Origin of the sequence: Actinoplanes xinjiangensis, from assembly GCF_003148685.1 — a bacterium.
Taxonomy (GTDB): Bacteria; Actinomycetota; Actinomycetes; order Mycobacteriales; family Micromonosporaceae; genus Actinoplanes; species Actinoplanes xinjiangensis.
Genome location: NZ_QGGR01000004.1, coordinates 383176 through 401023 on the forward strand (window position 1 = coordinate 383176; position 17848 = coordinate 401023).

A 17848-nucleotide genomic window follows, 5' to 3' on the forward strand; every position below is an offset into this window, starting at 1 on the left:
TCGTCGTCGATGTCCTCGGTGAAGTCGTCGGACAGCAGCCAGCGCAGCGGTGTTTCGTCAGGCAGGGTCGGTCCTCGTGTCAGTCGGCGTCCGGGAGGCCGATGGCGAACGCGTCCTCCAGGTCGTGCTTGGAGTAGGCCCGGAAGGCCACGAACGTCTCACTGTTGACCACACCAGGGGTCTTCGAGATGCGGCCGGCGATCACCTCGGCGATGTCGTCGAAGTGCGGGACCCGGACGATCGCGATCAGGTCCACCCCGCCGGCGACCGAGTAGACCTCGCTGACGCCGTCCAGCGCGGCCAGGGCCTCGGCCACCTCGGGGATGGAGTCGGTCGCGCAGTCGATGTGGACGATGGCGGTGTTCACCGGCGGGCTCCTCGCCTATGAGGACGAATGTGGGTCGCGCCCATGCTATGCCGTCCCCTGCCGGTCCCGCATGCGCCCGTCCCGATCTTCCGGCTGGCTCCCACCGCTCCCTCAGACCCGCCGAGGCAGCGGTGGCGTCCAGCCGGCCGCGCGCGGCTGGTCCTGACCGCTGTCTCAGGCCTGTTGAGGCACCGGTGGCGTCCAGCCGGGCGTGCGCGGCTGGTTCTGGCCGTTGTCTCAGGCCTGTTGAGGCAGTGGTGACGTCCAGCCGAGGGTGTGTGGCTGGCTCTCACCGCTCCCTCAGACCCGCCGAGGCAGCGGTGGCGTCCAGCCGGGCGTGCGTGGCTGGTTCTGGCTGCTGTCTCGGGGCTGTTGAGGCAGCGGTCGGGACCAGCCGACCGCGGTCGGCTGGGGCGGGTGGGCGTACCCGTCAGGTGGTTTTGACTGTCAGGCCGGAAGCGGTGCGGATCGCGTCGGTGAGGGACTCGCCCGCGGTGACGTGGGCACCCGCCCAGAGGACGCAGCGCGTCACGGCGCCTTCGACGACGGCGCCGGCGCCCAGCACCGACTCGTCCGCCTGCCCGGGGACCCGGGCGGACGGGTCGGCGAGGACGCCGCCCGCCGCGGCGTGCAGGTTGGCGGCCAGGTAGTCGGCGGGCGTGCCGGTGTCGAGGTAGAGGCCCTCGTAGGCGATCAGCTCCAGCTCGCCGGCGGCTTCGGCGGGACGCCAGACGGTACGGACGAGGTTGCTGTCCACCTCCGCGAGGTCCCGCACGTAGCGCCACGGCATCAGGGAGAACCCGGCGAACCGGCGGCCGCTGAACCCGCCGGTGTCGCCCGGGAAGCAGGGTTTCGTCAGCATCCGCACCGTCTCGCCGGACCAGCCGTCCAGCAGGGCGGCGATGTCCTTGCCCGGGTCGCGGAACGGGTCGTGCAGGTAGGCGTCGGCGTTGCCGGCCAGCACGCCCCGGCCGTCGATCCACGGGCGCAGCCGGGCGATGCCCCCGGACGTGCCGATCGGGCCGTTCGGCTCCACCGACAGATGCGCGCGGTCGCCGACGTGGGCGACCACCTGCTCGGCCAGGTACGCCGCGTTGACGGCGACGGCGGCCGGGCCGGACAGTCCCAGCCCGGCGAGGCGGCGCAGCGCGTGGTCGAGCAACGGAAGGTTGCCGACCGGGCACAGGCTTTTCGGCACGGTGGCGGTGAGCGGGCGCAGTCGCTGCCCCTCACCGGCGGCCAGCACCACCCCGGCGACTGCGGTCACTGGCCGTCACCCGCCGTCGAGGAACCGGCGGCGGGAAGACCGGACGCCGGGGAGGCGGCGGGAAGACCGGACGCCGGGGAGGTGGCGGGAAGATCCGAGGCCGGGAAGGGGGTGTGGTAGCGGCCGGCCGGGATCGACGGCGGCAACTCGCCGGCGCGCGGGCCGAGGCCGTAGATGCCGAGCAGCCGCGCTGTCGGCCACGTCAGGTCCGGCAGGGCGTCGATCGGGAACCAGCCGGCCTCCAGGACCTCACCGCCGTCCACCGCCAGCGTCGTGCTCGACGCCGGGACGGCCCCGAACCAGACGGTGTCGACCACGCCGCCGTTCGGGTGGACGATCGCGTTCGGATTGCCGGGGGTCAGGTCGCCGGGCTCCATCCGTACCCCCGATTCCTCGAACAACTCGCGGGCCGCGCCCACCGCGGGCAGCTCACCCCGCTTGAGGATGCCGGCCGGAAGGCCCCAGCCGCGCCCTGGCGGCTGGCGCAGCAGAAGGATGCGCCCGGGGGCCGCCGCCTCCGAGTCCTGGATGATCGCCACCGCTCCGACCAGGTATTTCGGCGAGACGAGGCGGGCGATGTGGCGGCGCATCGGGAGGGGCAGCCCGTAGAAGGCCTGATAGGCGAGGCCGCGGATCTGCCGGTGAATGTTCACGCGGTAAGGCTAACGGGGGATGCCGAATTACTCAGTCTGGGTGGTCGACCAGGGCGATGAGCTGCTCGACCACCGCATCCGGCTCCAGGCTGCGCTCGCAGACGGCGACCAGCAGCGTCTCCAGGTCGGGATAGCCCAGTTCCTCGGCGAGCCGGCGTAACGGCACCTCGCTGGCCAGCCCGCGGTCGTGCTTGCGCAGGGTCAGGCCGATCGTGGCGCGGCCCAGGCGCACCTTGTCGGCGATGCTGATGCCCGGCTCGTTCTTCTCGTCGAAGAACCGGTTGATCTGCATCTGCGCCTGGCTCGACTTGACGAAGCCCAGCCACTCCCGGCGGGGGCCGCGCTGCGAGTTCGGCTCGACGTCGACCTGGCTCTCGGTCTCCGAAAAAATCTCCACGACGTCGCCGTCGCGGAGAGGAGAGGAGAGCGGGGCGAGACGCCCGTTGATGGTTGCGGCAAGACACTGGTCGCCGTGGCGTGGGCCCAGCTCGTACGCCAGGTCGACCGGCGTGGACTGACTGGGTAACTCGTAGGCGTTGCCGTGGGCGAAGACGGTGATCTGCCCCTCGGCGAGGTCACATCGCAGCGAATCGAGGAACTGTGCCGCGTCGGTGGTGTCGCCCTGCCAGTCGAGCACCCGTTTCAGCCAGGTCAGCTGGTCGGCGCCGGGTGGCTCGTCCGACTCCTTCGGATATCGGTAGCTGGTGGCGACGCCGTACTCGGAGTAGCGGTGCATCGTCTCGGTCCGGATGAGCACCTCGACCAGCTTGCCGTCCGGGCCCACCACGGTGGTGTGCAGGGAGCGGTAGAGGTTGTTCTTCGGGGAGGCGATGAAGTCCTTGAAACGGCCGGCGACCGGGCGCCATCGGCCGTGGATCGCGCCGAGAGCCGCGTAACAGTCGGTGTCCGGCCCGTCGACCACGACCGCGATGCGGGGCAGGTCCAGCGGCATCGGATGATTTCCGGCGACCGTGTCCTTCCAGATCGAGTAGTAGTGGCGGGGACGGGGATGGACCTCGGCCGTCACCTTCTGCCGGCGCAGCGCCGTCCGGGCCTTGTGCGAGACGTCGGCGAGGTAGTCGTCCCAGCCGGGCCGGTTCTTCACGTGCTCGTCGATGCGGGCGAAGGAGTCCGGCTCCAGGTGGTAGAGCACCACGTCGTCGAGGTTGCGCTTGAGGGCCTGGATGCCGAGCCGGTCACAGAGCGGGACGAGCACGTCCAGCGTGGCGGTGGCGATCCGGGCGCGGGAGGCGGTGGAGCGGGCGTCCAGCGTGCGCATGTTGTGCAGCCGGTCGGCCAGCTTGATCACCAGGACCCGGACGTCCTTGCCGGCCGCGACGATCATCTTGCGGATCGTCTCGCCCTCGGCGGCCTTGCCGTAGTAGGCCTTGTCGAACTTCGTCACACCGTCGACCAGGTGGGCCACCTCGTTGCCGAAGTCGCCCTGGAGCGCTTCGAGGGTGTAGCTGGTGTCCTCCACCGTGTCGTGCAGCAGCGCGGCGACCAGGGTGGTGGTGTCCATGCCGAGCTCGGCGCAGATCTGCGCGACCGCCAGCGGATGCGTGATGTACGGATCGCCGCTCTTGCGGAACTGGCCGCGGTGCATGCTCTCGGCGATCTGGTAGCTGCGGCGCAGGATCGCGACGTCGGCCGAGGCGTGGATGCTGCGATGCGTGCGGGCCAGCTCGGCGACGGGATCGTCGTCGTTGTTCTGGAAGGTCAGCAGCGAACGCAGGCGCCGGGTGAAGGACGTTTCGGTAGAGCTGGTCGGCAGGGCGCGACCGAATGCGGCGCCGTGGCCGGCGTCGACGTCCACCCGGACACCCCCTCACCGATCGTCCACGCCCAACCGGTACGTGGAGTCGCCTCGCGCTTCTGTTCGCAAGCGAATCATCGGAGAGGGCCGGTCGCCAAGCTCCGGGCCCGCAAATGTGACAAGTCACTACGACAGGTCACCACGACAGTTCGTTGCGGCTGTAGCGCGTGCCCTACAGCCTAAGCGAGCGAGCGTCATCCAAACGGTCAGTTACCGATAGGCGAACGGACGAGTCTTGGCCCGAAGCGGCCGCTTCAGCCCTGGTGAGGAGGGCGGAGAAACGCGCCGCGCCACGAACCGGTGACACCCAGTCGCCCGAGGTTTCCACCAAGCGGGTGTCCGGCCTCTCCAGCCACGCCAGAATCCGCTCCGTCTCCTCCGCCGTCGCCGCCGGAACCGGGCCCGCACCCGGCAGCACCGTCTCCGCCGTCAGCTTCGCCGCGTCCAGCGTCGGGCGCGGGTGCTCCCGGGGTGGGGACGTCGCCGCGGCCGCCAGCCGGCCGTGCCGGATCACCGCGATCTCCCAGCCGCCCTTGTCGTCGCGACGGGCCGCCACCACCTCCGGCAGCCGGGTCACCGCGTCCAGCCGCTGCATCCGGATCAGCGCGCGCAGCAGGGCGATCAGACGGGACCGGACGACCGCGGCCTCCTCGTAGCGCTGCCGGTCGGCGAGGGAGTCGAGGCGGGCCAGGATCGCGGAGACCACCGGGCCCGGGTCGCCCGACGTGGCGGTCCGGAAGGGCAGGGCGGCGCGTACGTCGTACTCCTCCGGGGTGATCTCGTGCTCGCACGGCGCCGGGCACCGCCCCAGCTCGGCCAGCGCGCACGCCGGCGTCTTCGAGCGCAGCGAGAGCTTGTGGTTGCACTGCCGCAGCGGCACGGCGTCGTAGACACCGGCCGCGGCCAGTTCAGCCGTCCGCCGCGACGAGAACGGGCCCAGATAGGTCGCGCCGTCCTCGGCGAGACGCCGGACGACGGACAGGCGCGGGAAGACCTCCGCGGTCAGCTTCAGCCAGACGACCCTCTCGGGAAACTTCGACCTCCGGTTGTACGGCGGAGCGTGCGCCGCGATCAGCCGGAGCTCACGCACCTCCGCCTCCAGCGAATGCGCACACTCCACGGCCTCCACCCGCACCGCCGCGGTGAGCATCTCGGAGATCCGGGCCCGTTTCTCGCCGGCCGTGAAATAGCTGCGCACCCGGGTCGCGACGTCCTTGGAGGTGCCCACGTAGAGCGGCCGCTCGTCGGCGGCCCGGAAGATGTAGACCCCCGGCACGTGCGGCAGGCCGTCGGCCAGGTGCCGCTGACGCCGCTGCGCCGGGGTGACCGCCTTGGCGAACTCGATCGCGTCGCCCAGCGTGTGCACCTTGAAGCTGCCCAGCCGCTCGATCAGCCCGTGCAGCACGTCGACCGTCGCCTTCGCGTCGTCGAGCGCCCGGTGGTTGGGCTGCACCGGCGACCGGAAGAAGTGCGCCAGCGTGCCCAGTTTGCGGTTGGGCACCTCGTCCCTGGTCAGGGCGCGGCGGGCCAGGGCGGCCGTGTCCAGCACCCGCGGACCCGGCCACGGATAGCCGTGCCGGGCACACGCCGCTTTCAGGAAACCCACGTCGTACGGCGCGTTGTGGGCCACCAGGACCGCCCCGCGCAGGAACTCCAGCAGAGCGGGCAGCACCGTCTCGATCGACGGGGCCGGCCGCAGCATCGCCTCGGTGATGCCGGTCAGGACGGTGATGAACGGTGGCAGCGGCTCGCCCGGGTTGACCAGCGTCGCGAACTCGCCCAACCGCTCGCCGGCCCGCACCTTGACCGCGCCGATCTCGGTGATCCCGCCGCCGTCCGGGGCGCCGCCGGTGGTCTCCAGGTCGAGGACGACGAACGTGGTGTCCGCCAGGGACAGCGCCGCCGGGTCCACCGAGCCGTCGGCGGACAGCAGCGAGTCCAGAGTGCCCTGCACGTAGGCCGGTTGCGTCACGGGCGGCAACGATAGAGCGGGGGTATGACATGAACCGGGCCCGGGGCGGGAAAAGATCACTTGCTCCGCCGGGCTAATCGGTCGTCACCGGTGTGAGAATGGGGAGATGTCCGCGCTGTTGAACCCTGACGACCGCCCCGAGGAGGAGGCGGTGCCCGAGGGTGCGGACTTCCCGGTTTCCCCCGAACGCAACGTTTCGTCATCGCTGTCCGCCGCGCCGCCGCTGGATCTCTCCTCGGCGTCCCTGGACCTGGACGCCCCGTCGTCGCCCGGACTCGACCTGTCGCCCGAGCCGGTGCTGCCGGAGGCGGTTCGCCAGCGGATCACCGTCCTGGCCGCCGCCGCCCTGCCCGGTCTGCCCGCCGACGAGATGCCGGTGCCGCTGCGCCGGGTCGCCCGGTTCGCCCCCAACCGCCGGGCCCGCCTCGGTGGCCGCGACATCGCCGCCCAGCTCGTCGCCGACCCGCTCTTCCGGCAGCGCATCGGCACCCGGATCATGGCCGACGCCGGTGACCTCGGCACCGCTGTGACCAGCGGGGTCGCGCCCGCCGCCGCCGACCCGGTGGAGGTGGCCGCGCTCGCCTACCTGGCCCGGCCGGACGGCTGGCGGGAGCTGATCGAGGCGGCCGGCGACGCGGTCCGTGCCGAGGCCGACAGCGCCGCCGTGACCGCCCAGGTGCGCGCCGCCGAGCAGCGCGCCGCCCGCGCCGAGCACGACCGGGCCGTCGCCCGCGTCGAGGCCGACAAGCTCCGTGACGAGCTCGCCCGGGTCCGCGAGGAGCTGGGCCAGCTGCGCGAGGAGGCCCGCACCACGTCCAAGGCGCTGCGTGAGGCGCAGGCCGCGCAGAAACGCGCCACCGACCTGCTGGCGACGGAGAAGGGCCGCGCGGCGCGCGCCACCCTCGACCACGAGGCGGAGGTACGCCGCCTGCGCTCCCGCCTGTCCGACGCGGAAGCGGCCGCCGCCACCGGCAAGCAGGCCGCCAAGGACGCCCGTGCCGTCGACGACGCCCGCCTCTGGCTGCTCATCGAGACCATCGGGCAGGCCGCCTCCGGGCTGCGCCGGGAGCTGGCCATCGGGCCCGCCGACAAACTTCCCGCCGATTTCGTCGCCGACACCGCCGCCGACCGGCCCGGCGCGCCCGAGCGTTCCCGGGCCCGCGCCCAGGACACCGACGATCCCGGTCGCCTCGACCAGCTGCTCGCGCTGCCGCGGGCGCACCTGGTCGTGGACGGTTACAACGTCACCAAGCGGGGCTTCGCCGACATGTCCCTCGAGCAGCAGCGCAAACGCCTGATCACCGGCCTCGGCGGGATCGCCGCGCAGACCGGCGACGAGGTCACCGTCGTCTTCGACGGGGCCGAGCGGGTGCACGGGCTGCCGCCGGCACCACGCGGGGTGCGGGTGCTCTTCTCCAAGAAGGGCACCACCGCCGACGAGCTGATCCGGCAGCTCGTCCGGGCCGAGCCGCCGGGCCGCCCGGTGGTCGTGGTCTCCTCCGACCGGGAGGTCGCCGACGGGGTCCGCCGGCACGGCGCCTACCCGATGGGCGCGGATTCTCTGCTGCGCCGGCTGTCGCGCTCCTAAAACTGTCATACCCCTCGCTTAGCGTGACAGTCACCGATGGTGGCCGGTCCGTCGCTTGTTCTCCGGCGTGGCCGACCTCCCGATGAGGAGGGGTAATGATCATCGATTGTGGGCGCTGCGCCGAGCGGAGCGTCGATTGCAACGGGTGCCTGGTCAGCGTTCTGATGGACACCCCCGACGGCATCGCTGACCTCACTGCGGGCGAGCTGCGGGCGATCGAGATGTTCGAGTTGGCCGGCTTCGAGGTGGAGCTGCTGGAGACCCCGCGACCGCCGGCCGTCGCGCCCATCTTCCGCCCCGGCCGTGACGTGGCGTGATCATCTTCCCCGGCGTTCCGGTCCGCGGCCCCGTCTCGCCTCCGGGCCGCGGGCCGTCGGCGGGTGGGCGATCACCGGGATCTCTAGGATTGGCGGTCACGGCCCACCCGCCCGGTGGCCGTTCCGGGTCCGCGGGACGGTCGGTGGGCCGCCGGTGAGCACGTTTCGTCGTATCCCTCGGAGGGCTGTGATGTCGGTAGGGGCCGGGCGGTGAGCCCGCGGCTGTGGGCGGCCGGCGCGTTCGTCGTGCTGCTGGTGGCCCTGATCGGGTTCGCGGCCGCGACCGTGCCCTGGCATCGTGCGCCCGCGCCACGGGCCGACCAGCTGGCCGCTCTCGGGCAGTTGCCGGCCGACCAGGTGGCCCGGGCCCGCGCCTTCCACGCCGAGCTGCGGCCGGCCTCCTACGGCGGCATGTTCCTCGGCCTGCTGGTGGCGCTCGCACTCGGCCTCACCCCGCTCGGCGCGCGCCTGATCGAGCTGGCCGGCCGCCCGTTCGGCGATCACTGGCTGGCGCGGGCCGTCCTCGGCGGGCTCGCCGTCGCGCTGGTCGCCGAGCTGATCAGCCTGCCGTTGGCCGCCTGGCGGCACACCGTCGTGGTCCGCTACGGCATCTCCACACAGACCTGGGGCGGCTGGTCCGCCGACCTGCTCAAGTCCTTCGGTGTCGGCGCGGTGCTCGGCGCGATCGTGCTGGCCGGCTTCTTCACCGTCACCCATTTCGCACCACGCTGGTGGTGGGCGTTCGGCGCGGCCGGTGCCGCCGGCCTGGTCGTGCTGCTGTCGTTCGTGCTCCCGGTCGTCGTCGAGCCGGTCTTCAACCGGTTCACCCCGATGGCCGACGGCCCACTGCGCACCGAGCTGCTCGCCCTCGCCGCCCGCGACGGCGTGCCGGTCCGGGACGTGCTGGTCGCCGACGCGTCCCGGCGTACCAGGGCGGTCAACGCGTATGTGTCCGGGCTCGGCCCGACCCGCCGGATCGTCGTCTACGACACCATGCTGACCGAGGCGACGCCGGGCGAGGTCGTCTCGGTGGCCGCCCACGAGCTGGGCCACGCCAAGGACCGGGACGTGCTGACCGGCACCGTGCTCGGCGCGCTCGGCGCCGCGATCGCCGTGGTCGCCCTCTACCTCCTCGGCTCCTGGCAGTGGCTGCTCCGCCTGGCGGGTGTCGACTCGATCGCCGAGCCCCGCGCCATCGGCCTGCTGCTGGCCGTCACCACGGTGGCCGGCCTGATCGCCGGCCCGGCCCAGTCGTTCGTGTCCCGCCGCGTCGAGGCCCGTGCCGACACCCACGCCCTCACCCTGACCGGCGACGCCGCGACCTTCGAGGCGATGCAGCGCCGCCTCGGCACCGTCAACCTGTCCGATCCCGACCCGCCCGCCTGGGAGCACGCCATGTTCGCCTCGCACCCGTCCACCGTGCAGCGCATGGCCGCCGCCCGAGCCTGGGCCAGGGGAGACCGTTGATGCCGGCCACCGCCACCCGTCACCGCACCGGGGGAGACCGCTGATGGGGCGCACCCTGCTCGTCACCAACGACTTCCCGCCGCGGCCCGGTGGCATTCAGCAGTTCGTCCACAACCTGGCGGTGCGCCAGCCGGCCGGATCGATCGTGGTCTACTCGTCGACCTGGCGGGGAGCCGCCGAGTTCGACGCCGAGCAGCCCTTCGAAGTGGTGCGGGAGAAGACCGGCATCCTGCTGCCCACGCCCGCCGTCGCCCGCCGTGCCGCGGAGCTGGCCCGCGCCCACGGCTGCGACAGCGTCCTGTTCGGTGCGGCCGCCCCGCTCGGCCTGCTCGCGCACGGCCTGCGCCGCAACGCCGGTGTCGAGCGCGCCGTCGGCATCACCCACGGCCACGAGATCGGCTGGGCCGCGCTGCCCGGCGCCCGCGGCCTGCTCCGGCGGATAGCCCGCGGCGCCGACGTCATCACCTACCTCGGCGAGTATCAGCGGACCCGCCTCGACAAGGCCCTGCACGGCCTCACCGACCTGCGGCGGCTCGCCCCCGGCGTCGACGTCGACAAGTTCCACCCCGGTGTGGACGGTTCCACCGTCCGCAGGCGGCACGGGCTGAGTGACCGTCCGGTCGTCGTCTGCGTCTCCCGGCTGGTGCCCCGAAAAGGCCAGGACATGCTGATCCGGGCCCTCCCGGAGATCCGCCGCCGCGTGCCGGGAGCGGCATTGTTGCTGGTCAGCGGTGGGCCGTACCGGAAGACTCTGGAGCGGCTGGCCCGCGAGAACGATGTCGCGTCCGATGTCGTCTTCACCGGTTCGGTCCCCTGGGCCGAGTTGCCCGACCACTACGCGGCCGGTGACGTCTACGCGATGCCGTGCCGCACCCGGACCGCCGGCCTGGACGTCGAGGGCCTGGGCATCGTCTACCTGGAGGCCTCCGCGTCCGGCCTTCCCGTGGTCGGTGGCGACTCCGGCGGTGCCCCCGACGCGGTCCGCGACGGCGAGACCGGCTACGTGGTCGGTGGCTCGGACGTCCCGGCCATCGCCACCCGGGTCGCCGAGCTCCTCGCCGACCCGGTCCGGGCGAAGGCGATGGGGGAGGCCGGCCGGGCGTGGGTCGAGCAGGAGTGGCGCTGGGAGACGCAGGCCGCCCGCCTGACCGCCCTGCTCACCGGCGGAGACTGACCCGCGCGGCGCGTCTGCCGCCGCCGGGTCGGAGGTGGGCCATGGAGCGGATCCTGGTCGGGCGTGTGCCGCCGGCCGGGCGGAGGTGAGCACTGGAGCGATCCTCGTCCGGCGTGTGCCGCCGGCCGGGCGGAGGTGCGCCCTGGAACGGACCGCCATCGCGCGTCCGCCGCGGCCGGGTGGGGGGTGGGCCGTGGAACGGGTCGTCGTCGACGGGCGGCGCCGGGTGTCTGGATGATCATGGCCGGAAGCGCGCGGCGGGGTCTGCCGGAAACGCGGGCGCGGGCGATCGAGGCCGCATGAGCCAGGTTCATGGACGTGAATGAGTGCGACCGGGCCGGAAACAGAGTGGACGGTGCCGGTCCGTGCGGCGTAGGAACGAAGGGCACCCGCCCGGGTCGGCCGAGGCGCGGGACCCGAGAGGTGGCCGTCGATGCCGGATCCCACCCCCGAGCCCGATGACGCCGCGCCGTCCACCAACCGGGACTCCGGGCCGTCCACCGATCCGGACTCCGCGCTGTCCATCGATCCGGATGCCGGGCCGTCCATCGACCCGGACGCCGCGGACGGGATGCTGGCCGCGCAGGACGACGGGGAGCTGGACCTACCCTATTGGCTGACCAGCACCGAGGAGGCGGCCAACACCACGTTCCTGGAGATGGTCCGGCGGCTGCCCGCGCTGTTGCGGGAGGCCTGGCTGCTCGGGTGGCGGGCCAGCCGGCGGACGACCCTCGCGGTGCTGATCCTCCAGGTGACGGCGGGTGTGGCGGCCGCGGTGGGGCTGATCAGTGTGGTCGGCGTTCTGGACGGGCTGCTGCGGGTGGGCCCGACGCCGGATCGGGTGCGGGCGGCCGTACCCTCGCTGCTGCTCCTGATCTTCGCTCTCGCCGTGCGGGGACTGCTCGCGTCGGCGGCGACGGCGGCGCACGGCCGGCTGTCGCCGATGGTCTACGAGGCCGCGGAGATGCGGCTGTTGGATCTGACGACGCGGGTGGATCTGGCGACGTTCGACGATCCGGGGTGGCGCGACGCCATGGAGCGGGCCCGGGACCGGGGGATCTCGGCGGCGCAGCAGGTGGTGGATCACGGGATCGAGGTGCTGACGCACCTGGTCGGGCTGGCCGCGGCGGCGAGTGTGCTGGCGGTGCTGCATCCGGCGCTGCTGCCGATGCTGGTGCTGGCGGTGGTGCCGACGGCGTGGGCCGCGGTGCGGTCGGCGAAGCTCGGTTACCGCAGCAAGCTGCGGCTGATCGCGGTCTGGCGACGGCAGCGGATGCTCGCCTACCTGCTGGCGGCGCGGGAGCCGGCCGCCGAATTACGAGCCTTCACGGTACGCCGGTTCCTGCTCACCGAGGTCGGGAGGCTGCTGCGGATCTCCACGTCGGAGGAGATCCGGGTGATCGGGCGGGTGGTCCGGACGAACCTGGCGGGGCAGGCGCTGAGCGGGCTGGCGACCGGTCTGGCGTACCTGATGCTGTTCTGGCTGTTGTGGAGCGGCCGGATGGAGCTGGCCGCGGCCGGTGCCGCCGCCTACGCGATCAACATCGGGATCGGGAAGCTGACCGAGCTGGCGTTCACCGCGAACCGGGTCTACGAGCAGGGTCTCTACTTCTCCGATTTCCAGGGCTTCTGCGAGATGTCGCTGGCGCACGCCGAGCCGGAGCCGGGGCGGCACGCGCCGGAGAGTTTCCGGGAGATCCGGCTGGAGGGGGTGACGTTCAGCTATCCGGATGCGGAGCGGCCCGCCGTGAACGGGGTGGACATGACGCTGCGGCGCGGCCAGATCGTCGCGCTGGTCGGCGAGAACGGCTCGGGCAAGTCGACGCTGGCCGGTGTGCTGGCCGGGCTCTACCGGCCGCAGAAGGGCACGGTGACCTGGGACGGGGTGGACGTGACCGGGTTCGGCCCGGAGTCGATGCGCGAGCGGGTGGCGGTGGTGATGCAGGAGCCGACCCGGTGGCCGCTGTCGGCACGGCTGAACATCGCGATCGGCCGGCACGACCGGCCGGCGACGCTGGCGGCGGTGCAGGAGTCGGCGCGGGCCGGGGACGCCCACGGGTTCGTGGTCGAGTTGCCCCGGCAGTACGAGACGCTGCTGTCCCGGCACTTCACCGACGGCGCGGACCTGTCCGGCGGGCAGTGGCAGCGGCTGGCGGTGAGCCGGGCGTTCCACCGGGACGCGCCCCTGCTGATCTGTGACGAGCCGACCGCGAACCTGGACGCGCGGGCCGAGCACGAGGTCTACCGGCGGCTGCGGGAGCTGGCCGCCGGCCGTACGGTCGTGCTGATCACCCACCGGATGGCGAGCGTCCGCGAGGCCGACCGCATCTACGTCCTGGACCACGGGGCGGTCGTCGAGGAGGGTGACCACGACGAGCTGATGGCGGCCGCCGGGCTGTACGCGCAGCTGTTCGCACTGCAGGCCGACGCCTACCGGCACGGATAGGCGGCTGGCCGTCGCGGCGAAGTCGAGCGAAGATCGGCGGATGAGGGATCTGCTGGAACGGCTCGGGGTCGAGCCCGCCCCGGCCACACTGTTGCAGTTCTCCACTGCGTTCTGTGCGCCGTGCCGCGCGGTGCGCCGGATCAGCGCCGAGGTCGCGGCCCTGTTGCCGGGGGTCCGGCACGTCGAGGTGGATGCCGAGAGCCACCTCGACGAGGTCCGGGCGCTGGACATCCGGCGTACGCCCACGCTGCTGATCCTCGACGCCGAGGGCCGGGAGGTCCGCCGCACGACGGGGGTGCCGACGAAACCGCACCTGATCGCCGCGCTGGCGGAGCTGCTCCCGGCGCGGCAGCCACCGGGATCCGGATGATCGGGACGGGTCAGGGCCGGTGGGGGTCGCCGACCAGGGTCGCGGCCGGTGTCGGGTCGGGGGCCGGGAAGTCCGGTTCGGCATCTTCGGCGGGCCGGCCGGTGCGGGTCAGGCGCCGTGATCCGGGGACGGCCAGCATCGCGACGGCGGCGGTGAACAGGACGGCGGCGCACATGGTCAGGGTCCTGTCGATGCCGAACCGGTCGGCGAGCGGCGCGGCCATCATGTTGCCCACCGGCATGGCCAGGAACGAGGCCAGGTAGTCCCAGGACGCGACCCGGCCCAGGAACCGGTGCGGCACGTTCTCCTGGAGTGACGTGTCCCAGGCGACGTCGTAGAAGAGCAGGCCGGCGTACCCGATCACGGCGCCGATCATGATGGCGGCCAGGGTGCCGGGCCAGACGTAGGCGAGCGCCCACACCGACATCAGCGGCAGCGCGAGGAGGCCGGCCAGCAGCAGCCGGCGTGGACGGAACCGCATGCCGATCGCCGAGCCGATGACGCCGCCCAGTCCCTCGGCGGCGGCGATCCAGCCGATCGCGTGCGGGCCGCCGAGCCGTTCCATCGCGACGAGCGGGACGAGAACCAGGATGACGCCGTTCGCGATGTGGTAGGTGGTGGCGCCGAGCAGGTTGGCGAGCAGCCAGTCGCGGCTGCGGATCTCCCGCAGTCCGGCGGTCAGTTCACCCAGCATGGGGGTACGGGGGCCGCGCGGGGCCCGTACCCGGATCATCGCGGCGGCGACCAGGGAGGCGAGGAAGCTGATCGCGTTGATGGTGAAGCCGGCCGGCGCGCCGAAGGCGGCGACGGTGATGCCGGCGGTGGCCGGGCCCGCCACGCCGCACACCGACTGCAGCAGGCTGAGCGTGGCGTTGGCCTTCTGCCGTTCCTCGGCCGGGACGAGTAGGGGTTTGAGGGAGCTCATGGCCGGGCTGAAGAAGCTGCCGGCGCCGGCCGAGACGACGGTGAGGGCGCAGAGCAGGGCCAGGTGGTAGCCGCCGGTGGCGAACATGGCGGCGATGCCTGCGGTGGCGACGAAGCGGATCAGGTCGGAGGCGACCATGACCCGCTGGGGTTGGAGACGGTCGGCCCAGATGCCGCCGAAGAGGGTGCCGGCGAGCAGCGTGAGGATGTTCGTCGCCATGACCAGGCCGAAGTCGCGTGCGCCGCCTCCGGTGGAGATCACGGCGACGGCGAGGGCGACGGTCTGGAAGGCGTTGCCGAGCCACGAGAGGCCCTGGCCGATGGTGAGCAGCCGGAAGTCACGGGACATGACGGCGACGATAGTTCAGCGTCTAACTATTAGCAATCGAATAGTCAGAAGGGTGGCAGACTGGCTCCATGGAAGACAGCGTCGATCAGCACGTCGCCCGGTGGGCGGGATTCTGGAAGAACGAGCCGGCCTTCGCCCCCGAGGTCGAGGGGGTGCTGACCCGGATGAAGTACATCCAGCGGTGGATCGACCGCGCCGACCTGGCGATCTTCAACGACGGCTTCACCGTCCAGGACTACAAGACGCTGCACGTCCTGATGGTGCAGCCGTGGCCCACCGAAGCGACCCCGGCGCAGTTGGCCGAGGCGGCGAACGTGACCCGGGCGGCGATGACCAGCCGGCTCGACCGCCTGGACGAGGCGGGCCTGATCACCCGGCAGATGGACGGGGCCGACCGGCGGCGGGTGATCGTCCGGCCCACGCAGAAGGGCCGGGAGATGTGGAGCAACTACATCTTCAAGGGCATGGCCGTCGATCAGCGGGCGCTCGCCGCGTTGACCCACGAGGAGTTGACGCAGCTCAACGGCCTGCTGCGGAAAGTCCTGCTCGCCTTGGAGGAGTGACCGGCCCACCCCCGTGCGGTTCACCCATCCGGTGGGCTCACCTTACCGGCCGTCTCCGCCACGGTCGCCTCTGTCGGCCTGACCGCGGTCGGCGTCACGGCGGCAGCCTTCGCCGCTGCTCGCCGCGTTTCTCCTCGCAGCCTTCGGACGCCGCCTCGGCTGCGAGGCTTATTTCCGGCTGAGGCGTCTGAAATACAGAAACGCCGAATCTGTCCGGATTTGTTAGAACTTTGGAGCGTCCGGCGCTTCCAGCAGACCGAGCCGGAGCGCCGTCATCAGCGCCTGCGCCCGGTTGGCCGCACCCAGCTTCTCGTAGAGCTTCGAGATGTGGGTCTTCGCCGTCGACTCCGACACGAAGAGCTGCTTGGCGATGCCGGCGACGCTCATGCCGTCGGCCAGCAGGCGCAGCACCTGACCCTCACGCGGTGAGAGCTGCGGGCCGGACGGGGCGAGACGCCGCTTCATGGCCTCGGCCAGATCGGCCGCGGTGAACGCACTCGGCGCCGACGCGGCATGCCGGGCAGCCGCCACGACCTCGTCGGCCGGAGCGGTCTTGGGCACGAACGCGCTGGCCCCGGCCTCGAGAGCGCCGAAGAGCTGATCGTCGCCCGCATACATGGTCAGGACCACGATGCCCATGTTGGCATTGTTCTTCCGCAGGGCTCGGGTCGCCTCCAGGCCACTGCCGTCGGGCAGGCGCAGGTCCATGATCACGACATCCGGCTGGAGTGCGCCGGCCTGGCGCACCGCCTCCGCCGCCGTGGCGGCCTCGCCGACGACCTCGAACTGACGGTCGCGCTCGAATGCGTGTCGCAGTCCCTTACGGATCAGGTCGTGATCGTCGACAAGGAGGACCTTGGTGCGCGTCGTCGGCGCAGGACTGGTCGACATGCTCGGGTTACTCCCCTTCTGGAGCTGAAACGCTATCCCGCACGCTATCGCGCCGAGGCGGGGTTCCGAGCACTACAGCGACGGTTGTCCCGCTGGGGTGTCGCGGCGTGATCTTGAGTCGGCCTCGGATGCGTTCGGCGCGTTCCGCCATGATGGTAAGACCGTATCGGCCGTCAGGTCGCGTGTCAGCGAACCCCTTACCGTCGTCGGACACTTCGATTTCGGCGTAGGGCGGGTCGACGGTGCAGGTCACCCACAGGTTGGAGGCGCCCGCGTGCTTGCGCGCGTTGGTGATCGCCTCCTGGGCGATCCGGAGCAGCTCGGCCTCGGTCGCGGCCGGCAGCCGGGCCGTCGACTCGTCGAAGGTGAAGTGCACCCGCAGCCCGGCACTGGTGCCGAGGGTCCGCGCATATTCCGCGATGGCCGCCGCCAGGCCGCCGTTGCGGTCGACCTCGGACCGCAGCTCGAACAGGCTCAGCCGCAGCTCGGTGATCACCCGGGTCACCTCGGCCCGTAGCGTCCGCAGCTCCTCGGCGGTCTCCTCGGCGCCCTCCGGCAGCGTCGCCTGCGCGTTGTCGATGCCGTAGCCGACCATCACCAGCTCCTGCGCCACGCCGTCGTGGATCTCCCGGGCCAGGCGCTGGCGCTCCTCGTTGGTGGCCAGTGAGCGCACGTCGTCGAAGAGCAGGGCGGCCTCCAGCCGCAGCGAGGCCGGGCCGGTCACCTCGGTCACCGCCTGGACGACCGAGGACGGGTACGCCCCGGAGTCGTCCGTCTCCAGGATGACCAGGCCGATCGTCCGCACCCCGGCGACCAGCGGCACCACCAGCGAGGACACGTCGCCCCCGGGATGGCTGCGCGCCTGCGACCGGCTCGCCGTCTGTGGCTGCTGGGTGGCCCAGGCGTCGGCGATGCCCGAATCGGCGTCGAGGGTGGTCTCCCAGTCGACCCGCTCCGCGCCGGTCTGCGCCAGCACGACCAGGCGCCCGCCGCCGCTGGCCGACAGCACCGCGGCCCGGTGACCCGGCGCGACCACGCGCAGCTCCTCGAGCAGGTGCTCGGAGATGCCGCCCGGGTCGAGCGTGGCGCCCGGCAGCGAGCGGGCCACGCTGCGCAGCTGGGTCAGCAGGCGGGTGGCCTCCGCATACGGCTGGGGGGTGGGGTCGGGCGGCTGGAGCAGCTGGCGCATCGTCTCGGCGGCGAACGTGATGATCGCGCCCTGGACCAGCCACTGCACGCAGACGGCGTAGTAACCCTGGTCCAGCGTGGCGAAGGTGAACCCGCTGACAGTCATGGTGACGGCCGCCACCCCGAGCAGCGCGACGCCCTCGGCCTGCCGGCGGCGCAGTGCGGCGGTGAGCAGCGGCACGGCGAGATAGGGCAGGACCGCCTCGGCGCCGAAGCCGTTGGTGACCCGGTCGGCGGCGTCCGCCGCGGCGGCGACCGAGCCGGCGGCCATGCAGGTGACCACCACCTCGCCGATCCGCCCGAGCGGGGCCAGCACGGCGTGGCCGCGGGCCAGGAAGGAGGGCGCCGCCGCGACCGCCAGGAGCGCGATCCAGCCGAGCTGGGCGGTGCTGCCGGTGAAGGCGTAGGTGAGGGCGGCGACCAGCACGAGCATGACGGCGCGGGCCGCGGCTTCGGCCGGGCGGATGCGCGCGGGACCACTGGCGAGGGCTGGCAC

At 72.4% G+C, this 17848-nt stretch carries 14 protein-coding genes and 1 pseudogene; 7 read left to right on the forward strand and 8 right to left on the reverse strand.

All coding sequences use genetic code 11. The features are described from left to right. Nucleotides 1-79: 79 nt before the first annotated feature. The 5 genes and pseudogenes from BC793_RS11510 to BC793_RS11530 form a co-directional block, all read right to left on the reverse strand. Entirely contained in the window at nucleotides 80-367 is a 288-nt protein-coding gene (locus tag BC793_RS11510; RefSeq protein WP_109592101.1) for an Lrp/AsnC family transcriptional regulator, read from the reverse strand. A gap of 430 nt (nucleotides 368-797) precedes the next feature. Next, entirely contained in the window at nucleotides 798-1634 is an 837-nt protein-coding gene (locus BC793_RS11515; RefSeq protein ID WP_109592103.1) for a sugar phosphate nucleotidyltransferase, read from the reverse strand. Nucleotides 1635-1762: 128 nt separating this feature from the next. After that, nucleotides 1763-2287, reverse strand: a pseudogene (locus BC793_RS11520) (NUDIX domain-containing protein); the annotation flags it as partial. A 31-nt stretch (nucleotides 2288-2318) separates the two neighbouring features. Then, nucleotides 2319-4103: a RelA/SpoT family protein gene (locus BC793_RS11525; RefSeq protein WP_109592104.1), complete on the reverse strand. Its 1785-nt coding sequence runs from the start codon at nucleotides 4101-4103 to the stop codon at nucleotides 2319-2321. Nucleotides 4104-4275: 172 nt separating this feature from the next. Further along, entirely contained in the window at nucleotides 4276-6075 is a 1800-nt protein-coding gene (locus BC793_RS11530) for a DEDD exonuclease domain-containing protein (protein ID WP_109592106.1), read from the reverse strand. A 106-nt stretch (nucleotides 6076-6181) separates the two neighbouring features. On the opposite strand from BC793_RS11530, the gene BC793_RS11535 reads away from it, so the two are divergent. From BC793_RS11535 to BC793_RS11560, 6 genes are all read left to right on the forward strand, one after another. Continuing rightward, a complete protein-coding gene (locus BC793_RS11535) occupies nucleotides 6182-7663 on the forward strand; it encodes an NYN domain-containing protein (RefSeq protein ID WP_239169874.1) in 1482 nt (493 codons plus the stop codon). Between the two features lie 95 nt (nucleotides 7664-7758). Beyond that, the gene (locus BC793_RS11540; RefSeq protein WP_109592108.1) at nucleotides 7759-7980 is read left to right on the forward strand and encodes a hypothetical protein; all 222 of its coding nucleotides are present in this window, start codon (nucleotides 7759-7761) and stop codon (nucleotides 7978-7980) included. 210 nt (nucleotides 7981-8190) lie between these two features. Then, nucleotides 8191-9447, forward strand: coding sequence for a M48 family metallopeptidase (locus BC793_RS11545; RefSeq protein ID WP_109592109.1), 1257 nt, complete (start codon nucleotides 8191-8193; stop codon nucleotides 9445-9447). A 43-nt stretch (nucleotides 9448-9490) separates the two neighbouring features. Then, on the forward strand, nucleotides 9491-10621 hold the full coding sequence (locus BC793_RS11550) for a glycosyltransferase family 4 protein (RefSeq protein ID WP_109592111.1): 1131 nt from the start codon (nucleotides 9491-9493) through the stop codon (nucleotides 10619-10621). 433 nt (nucleotides 10622-11054) lie between these two features. Next, complete coding sequence (locus BC793_RS11555; RefSeq protein ID WP_239169875.1) at nucleotides 11055-13067, forward strand: ABC transporter ATP-binding protein; 2013 nt, start codon at nucleotides 11055-11057, stop codon at nucleotides 13065-13067. Nucleotides 13068-13107: 40 nt separating this feature from the next. Then, nucleotides 13108-13437, forward strand: coding sequence for a TlpA family protein disulfide reductase (locus BC793_RS11560; protein WP_109592113.1), 330 nt, complete (start codon nucleotides 13108-13110; stop codon nucleotides 13435-13437). A 10-nt stretch (nucleotides 13438-13447) separates the two neighbouring features. Here BC793_RS11560 and BC793_RS11565 read toward each other — a convergent pair whose 3' ends face one another. Continuing rightward, complete coding sequence (locus tag BC793_RS11565) at nucleotides 13448-14710, reverse strand: MFS transporter (RefSeq protein ID WP_109592115.1); 1263 nt, start codon at nucleotides 14708-14710, stop codon at nucleotides 13448-13450. 68 nt (nucleotides 14711-14778) lie between these two features. On the opposite strand from BC793_RS11565, the gene BC793_RS11570 reads away from it, so the two are divergent. Beyond that, nucleotides 14779-15273, forward strand: a complete 495-nt coding sequence (locus BC793_RS11570; RefSeq protein WP_109592117.1) for a MarR family winged helix-turn-helix transcriptional regulator — start codon at nucleotides 14779-14781, stop codon at nucleotides 15271-15273. A 222-nt stretch (nucleotides 15274-15495) separates the two neighbouring features. Here the strand turns inward: BC793_RS11570 and BC793_RS11580 are convergent, their stop codons facing one another. Further along, nucleotides 15496-16164 carry a response regulator transcription factor gene (locus BC793_RS11580; protein WP_014688640.1) on the reverse strand — a complete coding sequence of 223 codons (669 nt, stop codon included), beginning with the start codon at nucleotides 16162-16164 and terminating at the stop codon, nucleotides 15496-15498. Nucleotides 16165-16171: 7 nt separating this feature from the next. Further along, a complete protein-coding gene (locus BC793_RS11585; RefSeq protein WP_373871201.1) occupies nucleotides 16172-17848 on the reverse strand; it encodes a GAF domain-containing sensor histidine kinase in 1677 nt (558 codons plus the stop codon).

What these genes read in the sequence shown, in the direction of transcription:
- BC793_RS11565 (WP_109592115.1), bottom strand. Translation starts at nt 14,710, where the DNA reads ATGTCCCGTGACTTCCGGCTGCTCACCATCGGCCAGGGCCTCTCGTGG.
- BC793_RS11560 (WP_109592113.1), top strand. Translation starts at nt 13,108, where the DNA reads ATGAGGGATCTGCTGGAACGGCTCGGGGTCGAGCCCGCCCCGGCCACA.
- BC793_RS11550 (WP_109592111.1), top strand. Translation starts at nt 9,491, where the DNA reads ATGGGGCGCACCCTGCTCGTCACCAACGACTTCCCGCCGCGGCCCGGT.
- BC793_RS11535 (WP_239169874.1), top strand. Translation starts at nt 6,182, where the DNA reads ATGTCCGCGCTGTTGAACCCTGACGACCGCCCCGAGGAGGAGGCGGTG.
- BC793_RS11540 (WP_109592108.1), top strand. Translation starts at nt 7,759, where the DNA reads ATGATCATCGATTGTGGGCGCTGCGCCGAGCGGAGCGTCGATTGCAAC.
- BC793_RS11580 (WP_014688640.1), bottom strand. Translation starts at nt 16,164, where the DNA reads ATGTCGACCAGTCCTGCGCCGACGACGCGCACCAAGGTCCTCCTTGTC.
- BC793_RS11570 (WP_109592117.1), top strand. Translation starts at nt 14,779, where the DNA reads ATGGAAGACAGCGTCGATCAGCACGTCGCCCGGTGGGCGGGATTCTGG.
- BC793_RS11555 (WP_239169875.1), top strand. Translation starts at nt 11,055, where the DNA reads ATGCCGGATCCCACCCCCGAGCCCGATGACGCCGCGCCGTCCACCAAC.